Consider the following 4,227-nt stretch of genomic DNA (forward strand, 5'->3'; position numbering starts at 1 on the left):
TCGAGACGCTGCTCGAAGAGCGCAAGAAGCTCGAAAAGGAACTGACCGAAGCGCGCAAGAAGCTGGCATTGGGCGGCGGATCGTCTGCCGATGCTCCAGCCGCCAATGAGACGGTCGCCGGTGTCGGCTTCCTCGGCAAGACGGTCTCAGGTGTCTCACCGAAGGACCTGAAGCCGCTGGCCGATGCCGGCAAGACGTCGCTCGGCTCCGGCGTCGTCGTCTTCGTCGGCGCCGGCGAAGACAACAAGGCAAGCGTCGTGGTGGCCGTCACCGACGACCTCGTCGGCCGCTTCAGCGCCGTCGACCTTGTCCGAGTGGCCTCGGCGGCACTCGGCGGGCAGGGCGGCGGCGGACGGCCCGACATGGCCCAGGCCGGCGGCCCCGACGCTTCCAAGGCCGATGATGCGATTGCTGCGGTAAGGGCGGCACTCGAAGCGGCGTAGGCGAGTGGACTGAATTTAAAGCAACGGTTGGAGGGACAGCGGACGTCACTTATCAGCCGATTTTTTCAGTCCGCACGAAGCTCGGCCGAGCCGCAATGCGCGCATACCAGTCCCGGATATCAGGGAACTCGGCCAGCAGATTTCGCCCCTCGGCGACCTTGACGAAATAACCGATGATCGGTGCGGCATGCAGGTCGGCCAGCGTCAGCTGGTCGCCCAGCAGCCACGGTCCCGGCGCTTTCAGCGCGGACAGCGTCCGAAGCGCTTTGCTCGCCTGAGCAAGGCCGCCGGCGATCAACGCCTCATCCGGCTGAGCCTTCTCCAGCCGCTCGACGGCGACATCCCAGACCATCGATCTGTAGGCATAGGCATCGAGCATGCCGATGATCTGGTTCATGGTTGCGCGGCCACGAGGCTCCGTCGCTTGCAGCGCTGGCCCGTCGAACGCCTCGTCAACATATCTGGCAATCGCGCTCGTCTCGAACAGCCGGAATCCGTCATGCTCGAAGGCCGGGATGCGGCCGAACGGATGATGTTCGAAATACCAGGCGGGAATCCCGTCGGCGGCAAAGACATCGACTGGCACAAGCTCGTAGTCGATGCCTTTTTCCTCAAGCACGAGGCGGACGATGCGCACATAGACGCTATAGTCCGCCCCGTAGACGATGGGCTTGCTCGACGATGTGGTGTTGACGCTATGATCGATGCGGGCGACGCTCTATTCTTTTATCTTCACAACGGGCTTGCCATCTTCGATGACGAGCGTGATCTTGCCTCCAAGCTCCGCCGGAGCGGGAGCGACATTGGCAGCTTGCACCTCAAACTTCGGCATGGAGTCCAAGAGCTCTTTGCCCTTGGTACTCTTTAGCCGTTCTTGCTGATCGAACCACATAGCCATTTACATCTACCTATTTTCGCAAATCCAGCTCATCCACGGAAGACAGATTTGCACTTCGACACGCCTCAAGTCTTTGTCGTTAACTCAGTGCTGTCGCGCACGAGATCAATATCGAGCGAAGCCTTTGGACGACATGCCTACGCCATCGCTTTCTGCAAATTCTCGTCGATCTTGTCGAGGAAACCGGTGGTCGACAGCCAGGGCTGGTCGGGGCCGATCAGCAGCGACAGGTCCTTGGTCATGAAGCCGGACTCGACCGTCTGGATACAGACCTTTTCCAGCGTGTCGGCAAAGCGCTTCAGCTCGGCATTGTCGTCGAGCTTGGCGCGGTGGGCGAGCCCCCGCGTCCAGGCGAAGATCGAGGCGATCGAATTGGTCGAGGTTTCCTCGCCCTTCTGGTGCTGGCGATAGTGGCGGGTAACGGTGCCGTGCGCGGCTTCGGCTTCCACCGTCTTGCCGTCCGGCGTCATCAGCACCGAGGTCATCAGGCCGAGTGAGCCGAAACCTTGCGCGACCGTGTCGGACTGGACGTCGCCGTCATAGTTCTTGCAGGCCCAGACATAGCCGCCCGACCATTTCAGGGCGGAGGCTACCATGTCGTCGATCAGGCGGTGCTCGTACCACAGCTTCTTCGACTTGAACTCGGTCTCGAATTCAGCCTCGTAGACCTCCTGGAAGATGTCCTTGAAGCGGCCGTCATAGGCCTTCAGGATGGTGTTCTTGGTCGACAGATAGACCGGGTAGTTGCGCAGCAAGCCGTAGTTCAGCGAGGCGCGGGCGAACTCGCGGATCGACTCATCGAGATTGTACATGGCCATGGCGACACCGGCGCCGGGCGCGTCGTACACATCGTGCTCGATCACCTGGCCGTCCTCGCCGACGAACTTGATGGTCAGCTTGCCCTTGCCGGGGAAGCGGAAATCGGTGGCGCGGTACTGGTCGCCGAAAGCGTGACGGCCGACGATGATTGGCTTGGTCCAGCCGGGCACCAGGCGCGGCACGTTCTTCATGATGATCGGCTCGCGGAAGATGGTGCCGCCGAGGATGTTGCGGATGGTGCCGTTCGGCGACTTCCACATCTTCTTCAGCTTGAACTCCTCGACGCGCTGCTCGTCAGGCGTGATCGTCGCGCATTTCACGCCGACGCCGTATTTCTTGATGGCGTTGGCCGAATCGATCGTCACCTGGTCGTTGGTGGCGTCGCGGTGTTCCACGCCGAGGTCGTAATATTCCAGCTTGAGGTCGAGATAAGGGTGGATCAGCTTGTCCTTGATGAACTGCCAGATGATGCGGGTCATCTCGTCGCCGTCGAGTTCGACGACCGGGTTCGCCACCTTGATCTTCGCCATGGAAAGAATGCCTCGTTGCTGGGATGTGGGACGGCCTTGCCCGCGTGGCGTTGGGCCGGGAGATGTCGCCCGTATATCAAAGCGCTTTTGGCCACGCAAACGGCGATCGGTCACGAATTGGAGGCCAGAGCCGTCGTCATTTGCGAATGCTTCATTTTCCCGGCCGAATATGGCAGGGGACGCTGAAATGCCGCAAACAGCAGTTCATTGACAATCATGCCCGTCACCAAAGATCCTGATAGCATTGCAGTCGCCGGCCCGGCGATCATCCTCGTCGAGCCTCAGCTTGGCGAGAACATCGGCATGGTCGCGCGCGCCATGGCCAATTTCGGTCTGTCGGAGCTGCGCCTCGTCAATCCGCGTGACGGTTGGCCGAGCGAGAAGGCACGTGCGGCGGCGAGCCGCGCCGATCATGTCATCGACGCCGTCACCGTCTTTGACGATCTGGCCTCGGCGCTCGCCGACCTGAACTTCGTCTTCGCCACCACGGCCAGGCAGCGCGACGGCTTCAAATCCGTGCGCGGGCCGGTGGAGGCGGGCAGGATGCTTCGGACCCGTCACGCAATGGGCCAGCGCACCGGCATCCTGTTCGGCCGCGAGCGCTTCGGCCTCTACAATGACGAGGTCGGCCTTGCCGACGAGATCGTCACGTTCCCGGTCGATCCCGATTTCTCGTCGCTCAACATCGCCCAGGCCGCGCTTCTGATGTCCTACGAATGGATGAAGTCCGGCCTGGAAGACGAGACCAAGACCAATTTTTCCGGCCCGGACATGAAGCCGGCAAGCAAGGAGGAATTGCACGGCCTGTTCGCCTATCTCGAAGGCGCACTGGAAGCGCGCGGCTATTTCCGGCCGGCACCGAAGAAGCCGAAAATGATCGACAATCTGCGTGCGGTGCTGACGCGCGCCGGTTTTGCCGAACCGGAGCTGAAGGTGCTGCGCGGCATCATCTCGTCGCTCGACAGGTTTTCGCCGGCGATGCCGCGCGGCGACGGGTCCCCTGGCGATGATCCACGGCGCTTGCCCGCGGCCGCCGCGCGAGCCCGCAAGGCGGAAGCGGCGCGCCTTGCCGGCGCCGGCCAGGACGATGACATACCGCCGCTTGGCGGAAAAGGAACCGACAATGACTGAGCGGCCGATCCTGATGTTCGATTCGGGCATCGGCGGGCTCACCGTACTGCGCGAGGCGCGCGTGCTGATGCCCGACCGCCGTTTCATCTATGTCGCCGACGACGCTGCGTTTCCCTATGGCGCCTGGGAAGAGCCGGCGCTGAGGGTGCATATCCTTGAATTGTTCGGCAAACTGCTTGAGCGGTTTGCGCCGGCCATTTCGGTCATCGCCTGCAACACCGCCTCGACGTTGGTGATCGACGCGCTGCGCGACAGATTTCCCGAGCATCCTTTTGTCGGCATGGTGCCTGCGATCAAGCCGGCGGCGGAACGCACGCGCTCAGGGCTGGTTTCGGTGCTGGCGACGCCTGGCACCGTCAAGCGCCAGTACACGCGCGACCTGATCAGCAAATGGGCGCAGAAATGC

At 62.1% G+C, this 4,227-nt stretch carries 6 protein-coding genes; 3 read left to right on the top strand and 3 right to left on the bottom strand.

Annotated features, from left to right (window positions below):
- Positions 1-443 (top strand): DHHA1 domain-containing protein (locus EN879_RS26285; RefSeq protein ID WP_245493870.1); only part of this gene is annotated, 443 nt, incomplete at its 5' end.
- A gap of 52 nt (positions 444-495) precedes the next feature.
- Here EN879_RS26285 and EN879_RS26290 read toward each other — a convergent pair.
- From EN879_RS26290 to EN879_RS26300, 3 genes are all read right to left on the bottom strand, one after another.
- Positions 496-1,149: a glutathione S-transferase family protein gene (locus EN879_RS26290; protein WP_063167814.1), complete on the bottom strand. Its 654-nt coding sequence runs from the start codon at positions 1,147-1,149 to the stop codon at positions 496-498.
- Between the two features lie 12 nt (positions 1,150-1,161).
- Positions 1,162-1,341, bottom strand: a complete 180-nt coding sequence (locus tag EN879_RS26295; protein WP_027162373.1) for a hypothetical protein — start codon at positions 1,339-1,341, stop codon at positions 1,162-1,164.
- Positions 1,342-1,478: 137 nt separating this feature from the next.
- Positions 1,479-2,690, bottom strand: coding sequence for an NADP-dependent isocitrate dehydrogenase (locus tag EN879_RS26300; RefSeq protein WP_063167815.1), 1,212 nt, complete (start codon positions 2,688-2,690; stop codon positions 1,479-1,481).
- Positions 2,691-2,906: 216 nt separating this feature from the next.
- Between EN879_RS26300 and EN879_RS26305 the strand changes: the two genes are divergently transcribed.
- Both EN879_RS26305 and EN879_RS26310 read left to right on the top strand, forming a co-directional pair.
- Positions 2,907-3,821 carry an RNA methyltransferase gene (locus tag EN879_RS26305; protein WP_127274333.1) on the top strand — a complete coding sequence of 305 codons (915 nt, stop codon included), beginning with the start codon at positions 2,907-2,909 and terminating at the stop codon, positions 3,819-3,821.
- Positions 3,814-4,227 (top strand): aspartate/glutamate racemase family protein (locus tag EN879_RS26310; protein WP_206521007.1); only part of this gene is annotated, 414 nt, incomplete at its 3' end. The genes EN879_RS26305 and EN879_RS26310, both read left to right, overlap by 8 nt.

This window comes from Mesorhizobium sp. M7A.F.Ca.AU.002.02.1.1, from assembly GCF_003998535.1.
Taxonomy (GTDB): Bacteria; Pseudomonadota; Alphaproteobacteria; order Rhizobiales; family Rhizobiaceae; genus Mesorhizobium; species Mesorhizobium ciceri.